Origin of the sequence: Eikenella sp. HMSC071B05, assembly GCF_001811325.1 — a bacterium.
In the GTDB taxonomy this organism is placed as follows: Bacteria; Pseudomonadota; Gammaproteobacteria; order Burkholderiales; family Neisseriaceae; genus Eikenella; species Eikenella corrodens.
This window is the reverse complement of record NZ_KV804515.1, coordinates 19,601-37,691: the sequence shown is the minus strand read 5'-3', so window position 1 is coordinate 37,691 and position 18,091 is coordinate 19,601. Positions and strand designations below refer to the sequence as shown.

Below are 18,091 nucleotides of genomic sequence, written 5' to 3'. Positions count from 1 at the left end.
AGCGCCATCCATATGGCGGGCCCGGGCGGCGCCTTGGTGGCTTATGCCGCCATCGGTTTGATGGTGTATTTCCTGATGACTTCCTTGGGCGAAATGGCTACCCATCTGCCGGTATCCGGCTCGTTTTCCACTTATGCCGCCAAGTTTGTCGATCCCTCGTTGGGTTATGCCTTGGGCTGGAATTATTGGTTTAGCTGGGTCATCACCGTAGCAGTAGACATTTCTATTTCAGCCTTGGTAATTACGTATTGGGAGCCGATGCGCTTTATGCCGCCTTGGGGCTGGAGCCTGCTGTTTTTCGGGTTGATTGTGCTGCTGAATTTATTATCAGTAGAAGCTTTCGGCGAATCGGAATATTGGTTTTCGCTGGTTAAGGTGGTTACGGTTGTCGTCTTCCTCGGGGTGGGCATGCTGACGATTTTCGGTATTCTTGGTGGCGACTATGTGGGGATGACCAACTTTACCGTGGGCGAAGCGCCGTTTTTGGGCGATGGTTTTTCAGGTAGCTTCTTAACCATGTTGGGCGTGTTCTTGATTGCCGGTTTCTCTTTCCAAGGCACAGAACTCATCGGCATCACCGCCGGCGAATCGGAAAACCCGAAAGAGAGTATCCCGAAAGCCGTGAAACAGGTATTTTGGCGCATCCTGATTTTCTATATTTTGTCGATTTTTGTGATCGGCCTGCTGATTCCCTATACCAGCCCGGAATTGCTGGGGGCGGAAAACGTGTCTGAGATTGCCAAATCGCCGTTTACGTTGGTGTTTGAGCGCGCCGGCCTAGCCATGGCGGCAGCGGTGATGAATGCGGTCATCCTCACTTCCATTCTCTCCGCCGGCAATTCGGGTATGTATGCTTCGGTACGTATGCTGTATGCCATGGGCAAAAGCGGCATGGCTTATAAGAGCTTCCGCAAGGTAAACCGCTTCGGCGTACCGGTACGTTCGGTGCTGGCCACGGCAGTGGTGGTGCTGTTGCTGTTTTTAATCGAGATTTTCAACGACCACGCTTATGAATATATTCTGGCCGCTTCAAGCTTAACCGGCTTCATCTCTTGGCTGGGTATCGCCATCAGCCACTACCGCTTCCGCCGTGCCTATATCGCCCAGGGCTTCGATTTGAAAGACTTGGATTACCGTGCCAAATGGTTCCCCTTCGGCCCGCTGGTTGCGCTGGTGTTGTGCGTGTTGGTGATTCTGGGGCAGGATACACAGCTGGTAATGCATGGCGACGTGGACTGGGAACGAATTGTGGTGACCTATATGGGCCTGCCCGTATTCTTCGGTTTCTACCTCTACCACAAGCTGCGTTATCGCACTCACCTAATTCCGCTGGAAGAAGTGGATTTGGGGGATGAAGAAGACGAGGATGATGAAGACGAATAGTTTGTCTGCTTAGATACGGAAGGCTACCTGAAAATATTTTTCAGGTAGCCTTTGACATTTCATCAGCAAGTAACACGGCAAGGCAAGCCAAGATAGCAGAAAGAAATAGTTGCTCTAACTCTAACAGCTTGCCTCGGCTACATCTTTCACTCCCCACCTCCACGAATATCTTGCAAAATCCGCCTTGCTTCATCATCTCCTTGGGCCATAGCTTTTTCAAACCATCCAATAGCCACCGCACGATTAGGTAACACACCCTCCCTTCCGCGCCAACGCAGCATTCCGCTCCACACCCAACCCATGCTCATAAGCCACACCCAAAGTAAATTGGGCATTCATATCGCTTCGCTCAGCCTGTTGCTGCAACATAACCACGCCCGAGTTTCCGCTTACTGTGGAAACCTCCCCACTTATCCATCCATCCGCCCAAGCAAAACCATTTACTGCCAATAACGCCACCATACAAACTACCCTCTTCATTATGCCTCCTTAAAATGAAATTCACACGATCACTGCACAGCCCACAAATCAGCACCTCTAATTTTTCAGGTAGCCTCTATCCCCATCTGCAAGCAAGCGACATACCATACACCGGCTACCTGAAATCCAAGCGGCAACGACGTTGAAGCGTAACAAGGCAGGGCTGGCCAAATATACAATGCGGACTCAACCATAATCCATGCAAAGCCCAAACACTATCCAATAAAAAAGCTACCCTTTCGGGCAGCCTTCATTCGTCTATACAAGCAGCTTACTCTTCACTCATAAAGCCGCGCAGTTTTTGAATGGCTTTGGCTTCAATCTGTCGGATACGCTCAGCGGAAACGCCGTATTCGGCAGCCAGTTCGTGCAGGGTGAGGCCGCCGTCGTCTTGCAACCAGCGGCTTTCCACGATGCGGCGGCTGCGGTCATCCAGCTGGGCAAGCGCGTTTTGCAGGCCTTCGGTCTGCATGGCGTAGCGGGCTTTTTGGGCGATTTGCTGGGTGGGCTCGCTGCGGGTGTCGGCCAACCAGTCGATGGGAGCGTAGCTGTCTTCCTCGCTATCGCTGTTGTCCGGCAGCAAAGCAATGTCTTTGCCGGTCATGCGCTGTTCCATTTCCAGCACTTCGTCCATTTTCACGCCCAAATCGTCGGCGATGGTTTGCGCTTCTTCGGGCGAAAGGGCGTTCATGCTTTTACGCATGCTGCGCAGGTTGAAGAAAAGTTTGCGCTGCGGCTTGGTGGTGGCCACGCGCACCATGCGCCAGTTGCGCAGGATAAATTCGTGGATTTCAGCCTTAATCCAATGTACGGCAAAGGAAAACAGGCGGGCACCGCGGTTGGGTTCGTAGCGTTTTACGGCTTTCATCAGGCCAATGTTGCCTTCTTGAATCAGGTCGGCTTGGTTGAGTCCGTAGCCATCGTAGCCGCGCGCGATGGATACCACTACGCGCAGATGCGACAAAATCAGTTTCTTGGCGGCTTCCAGGTCGCCTTGCAGTTGGCGTACGGCCAAGCTGTGTTCTTCCTCTGCGGTGAGCAGCGGAATGCTGTTTACCGTGTGAATGTATTGCTCCAAGCTGCCGTGGCCGCTGGGGATGGGCAATGCAAATGCGTTATTCATTGTTCTTTGATTCCTTTTGGTATTTTCCACCGCCTTCGGCGGCATTTATCTTTTCTGCCTCTTTAGTTACAGGGGTGATTAAACACCTATATTGTGTGATTTTGGTTTACAATAGGTTAAATTTTGTATTTTTTAAATTCTAATTTATTTTCTATATTGCAATAACCAGCAACAACTTCGGGCAACCGTATTTATTTGCCCTCATCTTTCGGCTCGGCACTTGGCTCGCTTCTGTTTTCAGGTAGCCTTTCCTCTATTGCATCGGAAACAGGTTTGCGCCGAGGCAGATAGCCGGCCAGCATCAGCAATACGGCCAAACACAACAAACCGCACACCAATGGCAGCGAGCCGCCCATTTTCATATACGGGGTTTCGCCGCGATAGCCTTCAATACTACCTTCGAGCACGGTGCGGGTGTCGGGCGGAGCGAGTTTCACCACTTGGCCTTGCGGGTTGATGATGGCAGTGGCACCAGTGTTGGTGGCACGTACCATGTAGCGGCCGAGCTCGAGGGCGCGGGTTTGCGATATTTGCAAATGCTGGTGGATGGCGTTGGAGCGGACAAACCAGCCCAAATTGCTCACGTTGGCCAGGAGGCTGGCTTGTTTGGCAGGAGCAATTAGTTCGTCGCCAAAGCCGTCTTCGTAGCACACGTTAAACGCCACGCGCTGGTTGGCCAAAAGCAGCGGGGCTTGGGCACTGCCGCCACGGTCAAAACCAGCCAAGGGCATGTTCATCATGCGGTACAGCGGCTCGGTAATAGCGGGCAGGGGTTTGTATTCGCCAAAGGGCACGAGGTGGTTTTTGGCGTAGAACGGGATATCGTCTGGGCGGTCGGGGTGGTAATTGCTCAAGTTAATCACGGCATTCAGGTAGCCTGTGCGCTGCTGGTTGTATTGGGCAATACCCATGGCGAGCGCACTGCCGTTGCGCTGGGCTTCGTAGGCAAATTGGTCGAGGACGCCGGGATTGTATTCCTGCAAATCCTGCCGCATCACGGGAATGGAGGTTTCGGGCAAAATGGTGATATCGGCATGGCTGTTGGCTACTTGTTCATAGTAGCTTTGCATGGTCTCATTCAGATAGGCGGTATCCCATTTTAGAGTTTGCGCTATATTGCCTTGCACCAACGCCACGGTAGCACTGCTGCCATCAGGCTCGGTGAAACGCACTTGGCGCAGCTGCCAGCCGCCGGCGATGACACTAATAAGCAGCATAAGCGGCAATACCCGCCGCTTCCAGCCTTGGTTGTGCAGCACCAGCACCAGCCATGCACCGCAAAAGGCACACAGCAGGGTGAGCAAATGCACCCCACCCACGGGAGCATAGCCGGCCAGCGGAGAAAAGTCGGCCACCTGGCTGTAACCCAACGCACCCCAACCGAAGCCGGTAATCGCCCGCTCGCGGGCAAATTCGGCCAGCGCCCACAACACGGGCAGCAAAAGGCCGATACGCCAACCACGGGGTAGGCGCGCTTTTTCCAGCAACCAAAAGCAGGCGGCAGGATAAAGAGCAAGATAAACGGGCAACAGAATGGTGAGCGGTAAGGCATACAGATTGGGCAGGCCGGATATGTCGTGCAGCGCGGTGTGTATCCAATAGAACTGTGCAGCGTAGCCCACCAACCCGAAACAGTAGGCGCCAAACACGCTGTTTTGCGGCCGTAGCTCGGTGAGCCGAATCAGGGCACCTAACAGCAACGGCATCAGCCAAAAATGGTAATACGGCGCAAACGCCAGCGGCGTGGCGGCTGCCAGCAGCATTACCAGCGGCCAATACACATAGCGCCGACTACACCAATCCTCAAATTTCGCAACCCAATTCATGTTTTCAGGTAGCCTTGATAAAGAAGCGGCATTATATAGCCAAATTATCGCTGCATGGTGTTTTCAGGTAGCCTTTTCTGGCTGGAGGCTACCTGAAAACGCAATGGCTGAAGATACCGAGTAACAGCCTCAACCTGCACAACCTACCAAAATAAACTTGCACTGCCGCAGCAAGCGGGGTAGGCTTCGCCCGTTTTTAATTTGTCGTATGCAGAACCAACCATGAAACCACACCACCGCCGCGCCGTTTACGCCGGCAGTTTCGACCCCCCCACCAACGGCCACCTATGGATGATCCGCCACGCGCAGGCCATGTTTGACGAACTTATCGTGGCCATCGGCACCAATCCCGACAAGCAGGCCACCTACACACTGGAAGAGCGCAAAGCTATGTTGGTGGACATCACCGCCGAATTCCCCAATGTGCGCGTTACTCAGTTCCACAACCGTTTTCTGGTTGATTTTGCCGATAGCATCCAAGCCGATTTCGTGGTGCGTGGCATCCGCAGCGGCTCAGACTATGAATACGAACGTGCCATGCGCTACATCAATGCCGACCTGCAACCAGCCATCACCACCGTTATCCTGATGCCGCCGCGCGAATTTGCCGAAGTATCTTCCACCATGGTCAAAGGCATGGTCGGCCCGCAAAACTGGCAGAAAACCATCCGCCGCTATGTCCCCGATGCTGTGTACCGTAAAATACTGGCTGACCACGGCTGTTTGGCTGAAGATTGATTGCCCACCATCCGCCCCTCAAGGCAGGCTACCTGAAAACGATATTGCTGGCGGAGTAGGTATATTCCCTTGGCCTCAACTTTTTCAGGTAGCCTTATAGCAAACCAACTTAACACTCACTACAGTGTTGGTTCATCTGGCAGTGCTCCTGCCACCTTGTATCGAAAATCAATTTGGCTTGCCATCACTAACAAGAAAAATAAAGCACGATGTGATCGTGCTTTATTTTCGCCCGTCGAACAGATTGGTTTAACGCTTGTGTTTAATGCGCAGGTAATTAAGAGCCTTCAATTCAGCCAGTGCAATCGCCAATGCTGCCTGTGCTTTAGCCATTGACTCATCATCTTTGGCCTGTTTCACACCGGCTTCGGCAGCTTTTCTAGCTTCCTCTGCCCGCGCCTGATCCAGCTCGGCACTGCGCACAGCCACGTCAGCTAAAATCATGATTTTGTGCGGCTGCACTTCCAGAATACCACCGGAAATAGCCACCAAAACCTCTTCTTCCTGCTCCGGCACCTGCAAACGCAGCACCCCAGGGCGCACCAAGCTCATAATCGGCTCGTGACGAGGGTAAATACCGAGCTCGCCGTTTAGGGTCGGCACCACGGCGAAGCTGGCTTCGCCGGAGTAGATACTCTCCTCATTGCTGACCACATCAACCTGCATGATATTCATGCTGCATTCCTCAGTTCAGGGTTTTGGCTTTTTCCACAGCCTCTTCGATGCTGCCCACCATATAGAAGGCCTGCTCCGGCAAGTGGTCGTATTCGCCGCTCAAAATAGCTTTGAAACCAGCTACGGTATCGCGCAGCGAAACGTATTTGCCGGGCGAGCCGGTAAACACTTCTGCCACATGGAAAGGCTGAGACAGGAAGCGCTGGATCTTACGGGCACGCATCACCGTCATCTTGTCTTCATCAGACAACTCGTCCATACCCAAAATGGCGATAATATCGCGCAATTCTTTGTATTTCTGCAAGGTAGATTGCACGCCACGAGCCACATCGTAGTGCTCTTGGCCAAGCACCATCGGATCGAGCTGGCGAGAAGTGGAGTCCAAAGGGTCTACCGCAGGGTAAATACCCAAGGAGGCAATATCGCGGCTCAATACTACAGTCGCATCCAAGTGGGCAAACGTAGTGGCAGGGGACGGGTCGGTCAAGTCGTCAGCCGGTACATATACAGCTTGGATAGAAGTGATGGAGCCGGTTTGGGTGGAGGTAATACGCTCCTGCAAACGACCCATTTCTTCAGCCAAAGTTGGCTGATAACCCACAGCAGAAGGCATACGGCCAAGCAGAGCCGACACTTCGGTACCGGCCAGAGTATAGCGGTAGATATTATCCACAAAGAACAATACGTCACGGCCTTTGCCGTTTTCGTCTTTTTCGTCACGGAAGTATTCAGCCATCGACAAACCAGTTAGAGCAACACGCAAGCGGTTACCAGGAGGCTCGTTCATCTGGCCATACACCATTGCCACTTTATCCAACACGTTGGAGTCTTTCATTTCGTGGTAGAAGTCGTTACCTTCACGAGTACGCTCACCCACGCCAGCGAATACGGAAAGACCACTGTGCGCTTTGGCAATGTTGTTAATCAGCTCCATCATGTTCACGGTTTTGCCCACACCGGCACCGCCAAACAGACCCACTTTACCACCTTTAGCAAACGGACAAAGCAAATCGATCACTTTAATGCCTGTTTCCAACAATTCAGTAGTGCTGGAGAGTTCGTCGAACTTAGGTGCAAATTGATGAATAGCACGGGTTTGGCCAGAACCGATCGGACCTTGTTCGTCCACGGGGTTGCCCAGAACGTCCATGATGCGGCCTAGGGTGGCTTTCCCCACTGGCACAGTAATCGGTGCACCAGTATTTTGCACAGCCAAGCCACGTTTCAAACCGTCTGTACTACCCATCGCAATGGTACGGACAACGCCGTCACCAAGCTGCTGCTGTACTTCCAGCGTCAAATCAGTATCAACCAGTTTGAGTGCATCGTAAACACGCGGAATGGCGGTACGCGGAAACTCCACGTCGACTACCGCACCAATAATTTGTACGATTTTGCCTTGGTTCATTTATCTATCCTAAATATTCAAATCTGCCTGCTCTGCCCACCTATACTGCAGCGGCACCGGCTACAATTTCCGACAATTCAGTAGTAATCGCTGCCTGACGGGATTTGTTGTAAATCAGGCGTAATTCCTTAATTGCGTTGCTTGCATTGTCCGTAGCGGCCTTCATTGCCACCATACGGGCAGACTGCTCGGAAGCCATGTTTTCACACAAAGCCTGATACACCACCGATTCCAAATAGCGGCGTACCAAATATTCCAACACCAAAATTGGTGACGGCTCATAAACATATTCTCGGCCGTATCCTTCTGCTTCCGATATTTCGTTCAGCACATTGTGACCGATGGGCAGCAAGGTCTCCAAATTTGGCTCTTGGCGCATGGTATTGATAAATCTAGAGTACACCAGGTGCACAATATCCAAGCCACCATCAGCATAACGCTGAAACACTTCAGTCAGCGAACCAAGCAGCACTTCCATCTTCGGAGTGTCACCCAGATTCACCGCACTGGCCACCACATTGAGGCCTGCACGATTACAGGCAGCTAGGCCTTTACTACCGAAGCAGATAACCTCCACTTCCACGCCCTGCTGCTGATACTCTTGCACTTGCGCCAAAAACTTCTTCAGCAAATTAGCATTCAACCCGCCACACAAGCCCTTGTCAGTAGTGATCAGGATGAAACCGGCACGCCGAATGTTTTCTCGGCTTTCCAAGATTGGTAACTGCTTATGCTCAGTTTCTACCTGCGCCAAGTGGCTCATCACTATGCGCACTTTCTCAGCATAAGGCCGCGCCAAACGCATTCTGTCCTGCGTTTTCCGCATTTTGGAAGTCGATACCATCTGCATGGCTTTGGTAATCTTCTGTGTATTCTGTACACTGCGGATTTTTGTGAGGATTTCTTTCCCTACTGCCATTTCAGACTTTTCCTTTTCTGCGGTTTAAGCCGAGTAGTTGCGGGAGGCTTTAAATGTGTTGATAGCTTCGGTCAAAACTTGCTCGTTTTCATCACTCATCACGCCCTGCTGATTGATTTGATCCAGCACATCGGCGTGCTGCGTGCGCACATAGCCCAAGAAATCAGCCTCAAACGCTAATGCCTTAGATACCGGCACATCTTCGTAAGAGCCTTTGTTAATTGCCCACAAGGTCAAAGCCATTTCAGCAATACTCATGGTGCTGAATTGTTTTTGCTTCATCAATTCAGTAACCACTTCACCATGTTGCAACTGCTTGCGGGTAGCCTCGTCCAAATCAGAAGCAAATTGAGAGAATGCTGCCAATTCGCGATATTGAGCCAAAGCCAGACGGATACCACCACCCAGTTTCTTGATAACCTTGGTTTGAGCGGAACCACCCACACGTGATACAGAAATACCTGCATTAATGGCCGGACGGATGCCTGAGTTGAACAAATCGGTTTCCAAGAAAATCTGGCCGTCAGTAATAGAAATTACGTTAGTCGGCACGAAAGCAGACACGTCACCAGCTTGGGTTTCGATAATCGGCAACGCGGTCAATGACCCCGTTTTACCTTTTACTTCACCATTCGTACGTTTTTCCACCTCATCCGCATTGATGCGTGCAGCTCGCTCCAACAGACGACTGTGTAGATAGAAGACGTCACCTGGATAAGCTTCGCGACCAGGCGGGCGGCGCAGCAGCAAAGAAATCTGACGATAGGCAACGGCTTGTTTGGACAAGTCATCATATACAATCAACGCATCTTCACCACGATCGCGGAAATACTCGCCCATCGTGCAACCAGAATACGGAGCGATGAATTGCAGAGCCGCTGCTTCAGAAGCAGTTGCCGCCACCACGATGGTATGCTCCATCGCGCCATGCTCTTCCAGTTTGCGTACTACGTTGGCAATAGAAGAGGCTTTTTGGCCAATTGCCACATAAATACAGATAACACCAGTACCTTTTTGGTTGACAATCGCATCCAATGCAACAGCTGTCTTACCAGTTTGACGGTCGCCAATAATCAATTCACGCTGGCCACGACCAATCGGTACCATAGAATCCACTGATTTCAAGCCAGTTTGCATCGGCTGATCTACAGATTGGCGTGCAATGACACCTGGAGCGATTTTCTCAATTGGCGCAGTTTCTTTAGCGTTAATAGAGCCTTTGCCATCAATCGGTTGACCCAGGGCATTCACGACACGGCCAACTAGCTCACGACCAACCGGCACTTCCAAAATACGGCCGGTACATTTAACTTGATCGCCTTCTTTAATGTGCTCGTACTCGCCCAATACAATCGCACCAACCGAGTCACGCTCCAAGTTCATGGCCAAGCCGAACGTGTTGCCGGGGAACTCTAACATCTCACCCTGCATTACATCCGACAATCCGTGTACACGCACGATACCGTCGGTCACAGAAATCACACCCCCATAGGTGTTGGCTTCCTGTTTTACATTCAGGTTTTCAATTTTAGATTTTAACAACTCACTGATTTCAGCAGGATTAAGCTGCATGAAACTCTCCTAATTTATCATGGCCGTATACAGGTTTTTCAACTTCCCCCGCACGGACAAGTCCAAAACTTTATCTCCAACTTCAATTTTGATACCACCAATCAGCTCGGGCACCACCTTTAAGGTAGCCTCCAGCTTGTGGCCAAATTTCTGCTGGCAATCACTTACCACCTTGGCGAACTGTCCTTCACTCATCGGGAAGGCACTGTAAATTATAGCCTTCTGTATATGGTCTTTTGCCAGCACCAATACTTGATATTGGTTATAGACTTCTGGCAAAACTGCCAATCTACCACCTTCAGCCAGCACATACAGAAAATTTTTGAAATCCGTATATTGCAGCGTCTGGATATCATCCAGCAATCCAATCAAGGCATCCGCCTTCTGGTGAGGAGCGATGCCAGCATCATCCAGTAACGTGGTAAGCTTAGATTGTCCGACAGCCCACGCCAAATCTTTCAGCTTCTCCAACCAAAGTTCGACTTGGCCTTTTTCAGATGCCAATTCAAATAATGCTTTGGCATACGGCCTGGCAATGGTGGCAAGTTCAGCCATAGTTTTACAGCTCCTGCTTCAACATACCCAGCAATTGGGCATGTTTATCGGCATTAATCTCGCTGCACAGAATCTGTTCAGCACCTTTAACTACCAGCGCAGCCACCTGCTCACGCAGAGCTTCGCGTGCCCGATTAACTTCCTGCTCCACATCGGCCTTAGCCTGTGCAGCAACACGAGCAGCCTCATCAGAGGCCTGCTTTTTGGCATCCTCAACGATTTGAGAGGCTCGCTTCTCTGCATTAGTGATGATTTCGGCAACTTGATCACGACCTTCAGCCATGAGTTCAGCCACACGCTTTTCAGCCTGCTCGAAATCACTTTTTCCACGCTCGGCAGCAGCCAAGCCTTCGGCAATTTTGCTGGCACGCTCATCTAAAGCCTTAGCAATGGGTGGCCACACGAATTTCACGGTGAACCACACCAGCAGGCAAAAGACAATTATTTGTATGATTAAAGCTGAATTAATATTCACTTTACTCAACCTTCACAGTTAGGGTTAAAACAAACGTCAAAAGTTTGTGTAATCTTAACCTGCAACTGCCGGGGCAAACGGATTCACGAAGGCGAACAGCAAAGCAACAGCCACGCCGATCAAGAATGCCGCGTCGATCAAACCGGCAATCAGGAACAATTTGGTTTGCAGCGGTTCAATCAGCTCAGGCTGGCGAGCAGAAGCCTCCAGATACTTTGAGCCCACGAATGCGATACTGGCTGCAGCAGCCACAGCACCGAACGCAACAATCAGGCCGCAAGTGATGGCCAATGCACTATTCAAATCCATTTAAAACTCCTTATCTAAAAGTGAAAGTTAAACTACTACAAAAAACAACAAACTAACAAACTACTAATGGGAACTATGTGCTTGACCGATATAAACAAAAGCCAAAGCAACGAAAATAAACGCTTGTAACACAATAACCAAAATATGGAATACTGCCCAAATAAACCCAGCCAAAATATGGAAGAATGCCAGCACTGGGTCAATCCAGGTAACGGCTTCACCCGGCATAGCCCAAGCGCCACCCAGCATCGCAATCAGCAAGAACACCAACTCACCAGCATACATATTACCGAACAGTCGCATACCGTGAGAAATGGTTTTAGAGGAAAATTCCACCAGATTTAAAACAAAATTGAATGGAGCCAGCCAAATACCGAATGGCGCTGCAAAAAGCTCATGAATCCAACCACCCAACCCTTTAATTTTGACATTAAACATGAAACAGGTGAGCAGCACACCAATCGACATACCCAGAGTAATATTTAAATCTGCAGTTGGTACCACACGCAGCAGGGCATGATGATTACCAGTTACATGCTGCCAAATCCACGGCAACAAATCTACCGGCAATAAGTCCATAGTATTCATCAGGACAATCCAAACAAACAGCGCCAAACCCAACGGCGCCACTGTTTTACGCGATTGCTCGTTATGAATAATACCCTTGCACAAATTATCGATAAACTCGAACAAGATTTCTATAGCAGCTTGAAAACGCCCCGGCACCCCTGGCGTCGCCTTGCGAGCGGCATACCACATTACCAGCGACCCAAGAATCGCCAAAAAAGCCGCAATAAAAAGGGAATCCAAGTTTATAAACGAGAAGTCGGCAATATTTTGCAGACCCTGCCCTTTGCTTACATCCGACAAACTGGTCAAGCTTTGCAAATGGTGCTTGATGTAGTCGGCTGCACTCATGCTTTCACCGGCCATACTTCTTAACCTTCAAAAATATCAATAACACCGCATGACTCACCGCACCCAGCCCGACAATAAACGGAACGAACACGATGTGTTGGCGATAAAAAACGAACACCAGCGCCATTAACACGAGCGCCAGTACTATTTTTAAACTTTCTCCCAGCCAGAATGCGCTGCCACGCCATTTCGGAAACTTCAGGAAAAACCTTAAAACCAGTACCGCTAAGATGGTAGGTACGGTATAACACAAACAACCCAGCGCTGCCGACTTAGCTGCAACCGTACCGGAAAACACCCAAAAAACAGCAACAAGTATCGCCGTGATTACCAATTGGAGATAAATTGTTGCCGCCATACATCCATCTTCATACACTAAATGTTAGCTTTTTAAATATAAGCAAAAACGCCAACAAAGTCAAGAAAAGTGTTAATTCTTGTCAAACAATATCAATATTACAAAGCATTAAAGGCTACCTGAAAACCATGCAGACATAACTTCCAAGCACCTAAAACCTCAGACAAACCTTTGCTCAATCAGGCAACTTCACATCCAACTGCTGCATCAGCCTTGCAAAAGTTTCCGGGCTGTCGAAATGCAACACCACCTTACCCCGTTTGTGGTTGGCAGTTTGTACTTCCGCGCGCACACCCAGCTTTTCCGTAAGCGCCTCGTTCAGGTAACGTATATCCGGGCTGACGATTTTCGATTTCTTCTCCTGTGGCGCCTGTTGCGCCAGCTGGCTGCGCCGTTCCACCTCGCGCACCGACCAGCCGTTTTTTACCGCCTTCTGCGCCAAGGAAAGCTGCTCCATCACCGGCAGCGACAACAAGGCCCGCGCGTGCCCCATTTCCAACTGGCGTAAAAACAGCATTTCCTGCACCGGTTCGGGCAAAGCCAACAGGCGCAGGCTGTTCGACACCGCACTTCGGCTGCGCCCTACTGCCTTGGCCACGGTTTCATGCGTGAGGCCGAATTCATCCACCAAACGCTTCAAACCCTGAGCCTCTTCAATCGGATTGAGGTTTTCACGCTGGATATTTTCAATCAAGCCCATCGCCAGTGCCGCTTCGTCGCCGATGCTTTTAATCACCACCGGAATTTCGGCCAAACCCGCCAGCTGGCTGGCGCGCCAACGGCGCTCGCCGGCAATCAGCTCGTATTGCGATAAGCCGTGCTCACGCACGATAACCGGCTGAATCACGCCCTGCGCCTTAATCGAATCCGCCAGCTCTTGCAGGCCTTCGTCGTCCATTTGCGAACGAGGCTGATAGCGCCCCGGCTTGATGTCGCGCACCGGCACACTGGTCAGCCTGTCGCCGCTGCTGTCGCCCACCGCGCCGGCCAACAAAGAATCCAAGCCCCGGCCGCCGAGGCCGCTTTTCGGTTTTGCCATTTATTTGTTTCCTAATCCATTCATTTTTTCAGGTAGCCTCTAAGGTAAAGGAAGAAGGCTACCTGAAAACTGTCAATTTGCTCATTTTAGCACAGCGCCCATGCCGCTAAAAATCGCCCCACAAGGCCTGCATCGCCGCCAATGTCGCCAGCGCCGCCGTTTCCGTGCGCAACACCCGTGCACCGAGTTGTACTGCTTGAAAGCCGTGCGAGCGGGCCAAATCCTCTTCTTCTGCCGTCAGCCCGCCTTCCGGTCCAATCAGCAACACCGCGCTTTGCGCCGGCGGCAGGCTGCGCAGCGGCACACCGCCGTGCGGGCTCAGCAGCAGCCGCGCCCCCGAATCGGCCGGTAGCGCAGCCAGCACCTGCGGCAAATCGGCAATCGGCGCCACCGGCGGCACTTCGTTGCGCCCGCATTGCTCACAGGCCGAGATGGCGATTTCCTGCCAGCGCCGCACCTTTTTCTCCGCCCGCTCGCCCGAAAGCCGCACATTCGAGCGCGTCGAGAGTGCCGGCACGATGCGTTTTACCCCCAATTCCGTGCCCTTTTGTACCGCAAAATCCATCTTTTCCGAAGCCGATACCGCCTGAATCAGCGTAACTGATAGCGGCGATTCGCGCGATTCCGTGAGCAACTTATCCACCCGCGTCAACGCCTGTTTGCGCCCGATTTCCAGCAATTCCGCCTGCGCCGCCTGTCCCCGGCCGTCGAACAACACCAGCGGCGCACCAGCCTGCAAGCGCAGCACTTGGATATGCCGGCACACATTTTCAGGTAGCCTCAGCACCTCGCCGGCAACAAAAGTTTGCGGAACATAAAAACGCGGCATCTGTTGTTTACCCCGAAAAATGGTTAATATCCCGTTTCTATCAGAAAAGCATCGGGAAGGAAAGATTTTGCTCAACCGTTTAGCAGAACTGGTTCGTGAAGTGGCACAAACCGCCGTGATGCCGCGTTTTCTCAACACCGCCGTCAGCACCAAAAGCGACGGCACCCGCCTCACCGAAGCCGACCTGCACGCCCAAGCCCTATTTGCCGAACGCCTGCCGCAAATCATCAACTGCCCAATGCTGGGCGAAGAAATGAGCGCCGATGAGCAGCATGCCATATGGCAGCATGCCGCAACCGGGCTGTGGGTGGTCGACCCTATCGACGGCACCAACAACTTCATCAACGGCCTGCCGCACTTCGCGCTCTCCGTAGCCTACATCCGCCACGGCCGCGCCCAGTTGGGTGCCATTTTCCACCCCATGATGCAGGAAATGTTCACTGCCGAACGCGGTCACGGCGCACACCTCAACGGCCGTCCCCTGCCCTTACGTAACACACCGAAAAAACTGCATGAGTCCATTGCCGGCGTGGAAGTGAAATATCTGCGCTCCGGCAAACTCGCCAGCCGCATGCAAACCCTCCACCCCTTCGGTTCACAGCGCAGTATGGGCTCCAGCACGCTCGACTGGTGCTACCTCGCTGCCGGCCGCTACGACCTCTACCTGCACGGCGGCCAAAAACTGTGGGACTACGCAGCCGGCGCCCTGATTTACGAAGAAGCCGGCGGCCGCCTGGCCACGCTGGAGGGCGACGACTTCTGGAGCGGCGAACACGTTTTCAAACGCTCCGTCATCGCCGGCCTGCAGCCCGACCTGTTTGAGCGCTGGCTGGCTTGGATTCGGGCGAATCAGTAAGCAGAAAGGCTACCTGAAACATGCTGCACACCCACACCCTCTTCCGTAATTCCAACCTATATAAAATCGAGTTCTCCTCTAGCGGACAAGACATCGATTTACACTTCACTGATACCATCACAGGCAAAAACATCGGCCGTATCTATTGCAGTGGCATCTTGGGCATCATCCTAGAAACCAATCAGTATTTCGATTACTGCGATCCTGAAGATGGCCTGTTTCCCTATTTCGTGCCCGAACTAACCCTGACTCAATACGCAGAACACGCCGAGATCATGCTCAATGCCGGCATGTTCCTAAAAATCACCGCCGCCCAAATCACCTGTATTGAACAAGCTATGGCGGATTAAATTATTTTTCGATACAAGATGACGAGTGACGAGCATCAATCGAAGCCAACTCACCATAACCACAGGCTACCTGAAACCATCCATACCCTTTCAGGTAGCCTGTTCTCCCACAAAAAAAGCTGCCCATTAAGGCAGCTTTTCCATTTCCATCACACCGGCTTAGCGGCGGCGTTGCTGGCGGTTGCCATGAGCCGGAGTGGCTTGGCGGCTCACTTGGCAGTTTTCCAGCACAGTTGTAAGGTTTACCGGGTTGCCGGCATCATCCACACTCTGTGCCTGCAGCAGGCCGATGGCATTGGTGCGGGCCACGGTAGCGGGGGTGGCTTTGCCGGTTACCCAAATCACGCCGTTGCTGTAGTAGCTGTTTTGCTGTTGACCATTGCTGTCGTTGAGCACACGCCACAGGCCGGGGGAAACTTTATCGTTGATTTTCAGCTGCGTTACCACCAAGGTATCGCTCTTGATGCCATACATGGCGCTCACTTTTTGCTGCTGGCCGTTACCGGCTTGGCAGGTGTAGTGCACTTCTACGGTTTTGTCGATGCTGTCCACTTGGGCTACCTGAATCTTGCCAATGGCAGCAGTAGCTTCACCGTTGCCTTGCTGCGCTTGCTGACCCTGCTGGGTTTGCGGCTGATTGCCCTCAGGGGCTTTGCTGCTGGAGCAGGCGCTCAGTGCCAATACGGCGATGGCGGCGGGGATGACTAATTTGCTGTTCATAGGAACTCCTTCAATTGGTTGGGAACCGCGCTGCGATAAACTTTCAGGCAGGCACGAACAGGCCGCATTGTAACAAAAGCCCGCCATGCTTGCCCGCCTGTTCGTGTTAATAAACATTAAATCATGTGTCAACAATGCTTTAGCCGAACTTCTTGGGCTGCTTGGAGGCTACCTGAAAAATCTGCTGCGTGTCTAAATCCAGTGCGGTGAGCTGGCCGCCCCACAGCGCGCCAGTATCGATGCCGCATACCTGCTCGCCGCGATACAGGCCGAGTGCCGACCAGTGGCCGAATATAGTTTGACAGCCAAGGGTTTGCCGGTTGGGTGCGCGGAACCAGGGCATGAGGTCGGATGGCATTTCGGGCAAGGTGGCTTTATAGTCGAAATCCATGCGGCCGTCGCGGTGCAGGGCGCGCATGCGGGTGAACACATTGGTGGCAAAGCGCAGGCGTTCGGTTTCGTTATCGGCGCAGTCGCTATCGGGCTTGTTGCCATACATATGGGCAAAAAACCAATCGGGGCGGCTTTGCAGGGCGGCGGCCACTTCGGCGGCACGCTGCTGCGCGGTTTCGGCCGCCCATTGCGGCCAAATGCCGGCATGCACGATCAGGTGGTTGCCGTGTTGCAGCATCATGGGCTGATGTAGCAGCCAATCGAGCAGCACTTGGCGGTCGGGAGCATCGAGAATGTCGCCCACGGTATCGCTGCGCTTGAGTTTGCCGTGGCCATAGGCGATGGCCAAGAGATGGAGGTCGTGATTGCCGAGCACGGTGCGGATGCTGCCTTCGTGCTGCTTGATGTAACGCAGGCAGTCGAGGGATTGGGGGCCGCGGTTGACGATATCGCCCACCAGCCAAAGGGTGTCGCGGCCGTGGTTGAAGCCGATGTGGGCGAGCAGTTCTTGAAATTCGGCGAAACAGCCTTGCAGGTCACCGATTGCGTAGTGTGCCATGATGTTTGTGTTAGGGGGTTATTTATAGTGGATCGGGCAAAGCGAAAGGCTACCTGAAAACGCAAGCTGCAACAGTTTTCAGGTAGCCTCTATTATATGCTTAGGCGTTCAGCACCACCACGCCCTCCACTTCCACCAGCACGCCTTTAGGCAGGGCAGACACCTGCACGGCGGCGCGGGCGGGGAAGGGTTCGTGGCAGTATTCGCCCATGATTTGGTTGAAGGTGGCGAAGTTGGAAAGGTCGGTGAGGTAGGCATTGAGTTTCACCACATCAGCAAAGCTGCCGCCGGCGGCTTCAATCACGGCTTTGAGGTTTTCAAATACTTGGCGGGTCTGTTCGGCAAAGCCGCCTTCCACCACCTGCATAGTGGCAGGCACCAGCGGAATCTGGCCGCTCAAATAAATGGTATTGCCGGCACGCACAGCTTGGGAATAAGCGCCGATGGCGGCGGGGGCGCGGTCGGTATGGATGATGGTTTTGGCCATGATGAAACTCCTTTGAGTCGGTTGTTGGGAAGAGCTTGATTATATCGCCAACGCCCAGGGTAAACCAAACAGGCAGCCGCAAGGCATACAAAAGGCTACCTGAAAGTTTCAGGTAGCCT

20 protein-coding genes are annotated in these 18,091 nt (G+C 52.3%); 4 read left to right on the top strand and 16 right to left on the bottom strand.

Translation table 11 applies throughout. From position 1 onward, the window contains the following. Nucleotides 1-1,383 (top strand): amino acid permease (locus HMPREF2796_RS00210; protein ID WP_210385322.1); only part of this gene is annotated, 1,383 nt, incomplete at its 5' end. 751 nt (nt 1,384-2,134) lie between these two features. Here HMPREF2796_RS00210 and rpoH read toward each other — a convergent pair. Both rpoH and lnt read right to left on the bottom strand, forming a co-directional pair. Then, complete coding sequence (rpoH, locus tag HMPREF2796_RS00195; protein WP_064085083.1) at nt 2,135-2,986, bottom strand: RNA polymerase sigma factor RpoH; 852 nt, start codon at nt 2,984-2,986, stop codon at nt 2,135-2,137. A gap of 191 nt (nt 2,987-3,177) precedes the next feature. Continuing rightward, nucleotides 3,178-4,812, bottom strand: coding sequence for an apolipoprotein N-acyltransferase (lnt, locus tag HMPREF2796_RS00190; RefSeq protein WP_070630164.1), 1,635 nt, complete (start codon nt 4,810-4,812; stop codon nt 3,178-3,180). A 222-nt stretch (nt 4,813-5,034) separates the two neighbouring features. Between lnt and coaD the strand changes: the two genes are divergently transcribed. Further along, on the top strand, nt 5,035-5,550 hold the full coding sequence (gene coaD, locus HMPREF2796_RS00185) for a pantetheine-phosphate adenylyltransferase (protein WP_003823556.1): 516 nt from the start codon (nt 5,035-5,037) through the stop codon (nt 5,548-5,550). Nucleotides 5,551-5,799: 249 nt separating this feature from the next. Here the strand turns inward: coaD and HMPREF2796_RS00180 are convergent, their stop codons facing one another. From HMPREF2796_RS00180 to HMPREF2796_RS00130, 11 genes are all read right to left on the bottom strand, one after another. Then, entirely contained in the window at nt 5,800-6,225 is a 426-nt protein-coding gene (locus tag HMPREF2796_RS00180) for a F0F1 ATP synthase subunit epsilon (RefSeq protein ID WP_070630163.1), read from the bottom strand. Between the two features lie 10 nt (nt 6,226-6,235). Further along, nucleotides 6,236-7,633 carry a F0F1 ATP synthase subunit beta gene (gene atpD / locus HMPREF2796_RS00175; protein WP_070630162.1) on the bottom strand — a complete coding sequence of 466 codons (1,398 nt, stop codon included), beginning with the start codon at nt 7,631-7,633 and terminating at the stop codon, nt 6,236-6,238. 40 nt (nt 7,634-7,673) lie between these two features. After that, complete coding sequence (gene atpG / locus HMPREF2796_RS00170; protein ID WP_070630161.1) at nt 7,674-8,552, bottom strand: F0F1 ATP synthase subunit gamma; 879 nt, start codon at nt 8,550-8,552, stop codon at nt 7,674-7,676. A 24-nt stretch (nt 8,553-8,576) separates the two neighbouring features. After that, entirely contained in the window at nt 8,577-10,124 is a 1,548-nt protein-coding gene (atpA, locus tag HMPREF2796_RS00165; RefSeq protein ID WP_070630160.1) for a F0F1 ATP synthase subunit alpha, read from the bottom strand. A 9-nt stretch (nt 10,125-10,133) separates the two neighbouring features. Then, nucleotides 10,134-10,679 carry a F0F1 ATP synthase subunit delta gene (locus tag HMPREF2796_RS00160; protein WP_070630159.1) on the bottom strand — a complete coding sequence of 182 codons (546 nt, stop codon included), beginning with the start codon at nt 10,677-10,679 and terminating at the stop codon, nt 10,134-10,136. A gap of 4 nt (nt 10,680-10,683) precedes the next feature. Beyond that, nucleotides 10,684-11,154 carry a F0F1 ATP synthase subunit B gene (locus HMPREF2796_RS10590; protein WP_083308595.1) on the bottom strand — a complete coding sequence of 157 codons (471 nt, stop codon included), beginning with the start codon at nt 11,152-11,154 and terminating at the stop codon, nt 10,684-10,686. A gap of 54 nt (nt 11,155-11,208) precedes the next feature. After that, complete coding sequence (gene atpE, locus HMPREF2796_RS00150; RefSeq protein WP_003823565.1) at nt 11,209-11,463, bottom strand: F0F1 ATP synthase subunit C; 255 nt, start codon at nt 11,461-11,463, stop codon at nt 11,209-11,211. Nucleotides 11,464-11,526: 63 nt separating this feature from the next. Further along, a complete protein-coding gene (gene atpB / locus HMPREF2796_RS00145; RefSeq protein WP_070630157.1) occupies nt 11,527-12,396 on the bottom strand; it encodes a F0F1 ATP synthase subunit A in 870 nt (289 codons plus the stop codon). Then, the gene (locus HMPREF2796_RS00140; protein WP_023887751.1) at nt 12,386-12,739 is read right to left on the bottom strand and encodes an ATP synthase subunit I; all 354 of its coding nucleotides are present in this window, start codon (nt 12,737-12,739) and stop codon (nt 12,386-12,388) included. Before HMPREF2796_RS00140 ends, atpB begins: the two co-directional genes overlap by 11 nt. Nucleotides 12,740-12,914: 175 nt before the next feature. Next, nucleotides 12,915-13,778: a ParB/RepB/Spo0J family partition protein gene (locus HMPREF2796_RS00135; RefSeq protein WP_070630156.1), complete on the bottom strand. Its 864-nt coding sequence runs from the start codon at nt 13,776-13,778 to the stop codon at nt 12,915-12,917. A gap of 106 nt (nt 13,779-13,884) precedes the next feature. Then, nucleotides 13,885-14,607, bottom strand: a complete 723-nt coding sequence (locus tag HMPREF2796_RS00130; protein ID WP_070630155.1) for a 16S rRNA (uracil(1498)-N(3))-methyltransferase — start codon at nt 14,605-14,607, stop codon at nt 13,885-13,887. A gap of 67 nt (nt 14,608-14,674) precedes the next feature. Here HMPREF2796_RS00130 and HMPREF2796_RS00125 point away from each other — a divergent pair, with 67 nt between their 5' ends. Continuing rightward, entirely contained in the window at nt 14,675-15,463 is a 789-nt protein-coding gene (locus HMPREF2796_RS00125; protein WP_070630154.1) for an inositol monophosphatase family protein, read from the top strand. 20 nt (nt 15,464-15,483) lie between these two features. After that, entirely contained in the window at nt 15,484-15,813 is a 330-nt protein-coding gene (locus HMPREF2796_RS00120) for a hypothetical protein (protein ID WP_070630153.1), read from the top strand. A 159-nt stretch (nt 15,814-15,972) separates the two neighbouring features. Here the strand turns inward: HMPREF2796_RS00120 and HMPREF2796_RS00115 are convergent, their stop codons facing one another. From HMPREF2796_RS00115 to HMPREF2796_RS00105, 3 genes are all read right to left on the bottom strand, one after another. Beyond that, on the bottom strand, nt 15,973-16,533 hold the full coding sequence (locus HMPREF2796_RS00115; RefSeq protein WP_050754446.1) for a hypothetical protein: 561 nt from the start codon (nt 16,531-16,533) through the stop codon (nt 15,973-15,975). Between the two features lie 139 nt (nt 16,534-16,672). Next, on the bottom strand, nt 16,673-17,485 hold the full coding sequence (locus HMPREF2796_RS00110; RefSeq protein ID WP_070630152.1) for a symmetrical bis(5'-nucleosyl)-tetraphosphatase: 813 nt from the start codon (nt 17,483-17,485) through the stop codon (nt 16,673-16,675). 100 nt (nt 17,486-17,585) lie between these two features. Beyond that, nucleotides 17,586-17,972, bottom strand: a complete 387-nt coding sequence (locus HMPREF2796_RS00105) for a RidA family protein (protein ID WP_023887744.1) — start codon at nt 17,970-17,972, stop codon at nt 17,586-17,588. Between the last annotated feature and the right edge of the window lie 119 nt (nt 17,973-18,091).

Bases quoted from the DNA above. Each gene is read 5' to 3' on its own strand.
- atpB (WP_070630157.1), bottom strand. From the start codon at position 12,396: ATGGCCGGTGAAAGCATGAGTGCAGCCGACTACATCAAGCACCATTTG.
- HMPREF2796_RS00110 (WP_070630152.1), bottom strand. From the start codon at position 17,485: ATGGCACACTACGCAATCGGTGACCTGCAAGGCTGTTTCGCCGAATTT.
- atpD (WP_070630162.1), bottom strand. From the start codon at position 7,633: ATGAACCAAGGCAAAATCGTACAAATTATTGGTGCGGTAGTCGACGTG.
- HMPREF2796_RS00120 (WP_070630153.1), top strand. From the start codon at position 15,484: ATGCTGCACACCCACACCCTCTTCCGTAATTCCAACCTATATAAAATC.
- rpoH (WP_064085083.1), bottom strand. From the start codon at position 2,986: ATGAATAACGCATTTGCATTGCCCATCCCCAGCGGCCACGGCAGCTTG.
- atpA (WP_070630160.1), bottom strand. From the start codon at position 10,124: ATGCAGCTTAATCCTGCTGAAATCAGTGAGTTGTTAAAATCTAAAATT.
- atpE (WP_003823565.1), bottom strand. From the start codon at position 11,463: ATGGATTTGAATAGTGCATTGGCCATCACTTGCGGCCTGATTGTTGCG.
- HMPREF2796_RS00140 (WP_023887751.1), bottom strand. From the start codon at position 12,739: ATGGCGGCAACAATTTATCTCCAATTGGTAATCACGGCGATACTTGTT.
- HMPREF2796_RS00180 (WP_070630163.1), bottom strand. From the start codon at position 6,225: ATGAATATCATGCAGGTTGATGTGGTCAGCAATGAGGAGAGTATCTAC.
- HMPREF2796_RS00115 (WP_050754446.1), bottom strand. From the start codon at position 16,533: ATGAACAGCAAATTAGTCATCCCCGCCGCCATCGCCGTATTGGCACTG.
- HMPREF2796_RS00130 (WP_070630155.1), bottom strand. From the start codon at position 14,607: ATGCCGCGTTTTTATGTTCCGCAAACTTTTGTTGCCGGCGAGGTGCTG.
- HMPREF2796_RS00135 (WP_070630156.1), bottom strand. From the start codon at position 13,778: ATGGCAAAACCGAAAAGCGGCCTCGGCGGCCGGGGCTTGGATTCTTTG.
- atpG (WP_070630161.1), bottom strand. From the start codon at position 8,552: ATGGCAGTAGGGAAAGAAATCCTCACAAAAATCCGCAGTGTACAGAAT.
- lnt (WP_070630164.1), bottom strand. From the start codon at position 4,812: ATGAATTGGGTTGCGAAATTTGAGGATTGGTGTAGTCGGCGCTATGTG.
- HMPREF2796_RS00160 (WP_070630159.1), bottom strand. From the start codon at position 10,679: ATGGCTGAACTTGCCACCATTGCCAGGCCGTATGCCAAAGCATTATTT.
- coaD (WP_003823556.1), top strand. From the start codon at position 5,035: ATGAAACCACACCACCGCCGCGCCGTTTACGCCGGCAGTTTCGACCCC.
- HMPREF2796_RS00105 (WP_023887744.1), bottom strand. From the start codon at position 17,972: ATGGCCAAAACCATCATCCATACCGACCGCGCCCCCGCCGCCATCGGC.